This window comes from Nonomuraea sp. KM90, from assembly GCF_052246675.1.
GTDB lineage: Bacteria > Actinomycetota > Actinomycetes > Streptosporangiales > Streptosporangiaceae > Nonomuraea.
This window is the reverse complement of the sequence record NZ_JBQQCB010000384.1, coordinates 1-893: the sequence shown is the minus strand read 5'-3', so window position 1 is coordinate 893 and position 893 is coordinate 1. Positions and strand designations below refer to the sequence as shown.

At 68.8% G+C, this 893-nt stretch carries 1 protein-coding gene; it reads left to right on the top strand.

All coding sequences use genetic code 11. The features are described 5' to 3' along the window. Window positions 1-118: 118 nt before the first annotated feature. On the top strand, window positions 119-893 hold a 775-nt coding region (locus ACTWPW_RS64365), incomplete at its 3' end, for a transposase (RefSeq protein WP_443175065.1).

Below are 893 nucleotides of genomic sequence, written 5' to 3'. Positions count from 1 at the left end.
CCTCAGCTATTCAGCCGGGGCGGTAGCTGTGCTCTAGAACATGAGAAAAGGTGCCCCTGAACTGCAAGGATTCGGGTGTCGAAGCCATATCCGCTGCAGAAGCAGGTGCACCTTTCTGGTGAGTGAGCGTATCGGGTGGGACCGCCGGTTGTCTGTCACCGCGGATGGAAAAGGTCTGGTCGGTCACGCGGGTGCGGTCCTGCTGCACAAGCTCGCCGACCGGGTGGGGCTGACCGCCGCGCTCGGCGGACTGTGGCCGGATGGGCAGAGCGCGACCTGGCGCGACCGCGCGCACGTGCTGGTCAGCCTGGCCACCGCGATCGTGTGCGGCGCGCGCAGCATGCTGGAGGCCGAGCGGCTGCAGGCCCACCAGGCGGCACTGTTCGGAACCGCGCCGTCGGACTCCACCACCCACCGCACGCTGGCCGGCCTGGACGAGCCGATGCTCGCCCGCATCGCCACGACCCGGGCGAAGATACGCCGCCACGTCTGGCAACTCCTGCACCTGCGCCCGGGCGGCTTCCCCTGGCTGGCGGTGGCCGGCAAACGACTGCGCGGCTGGATCGTCATCGACATCGACGCCACCGTCATCACCGCCGCCTCCGACAAGAACGGCGCGGCGGTCACGTTCAAGAAGACGTACGGTTTTCACCCGCTGGCCTGCTGGTGCGCCAACACGCAAGAAGCGCTGGCGATGCTGCTGCGCCCTGGGAACGCAGGCAGTAACACCGTGGCCGACCATCTGCGGGTGCTGCGCGAGGCGCTCGCCCAGATCCCGAACTCCTGCCAGGCCAAGATCTTGGTACGGGTGGACGGCGCGGGCGCCACCCACGACCTGCTGACCCACCTGGAAGGGCTGAACACCGCCCGCCGCACGGTGCGCTACCTGGTCG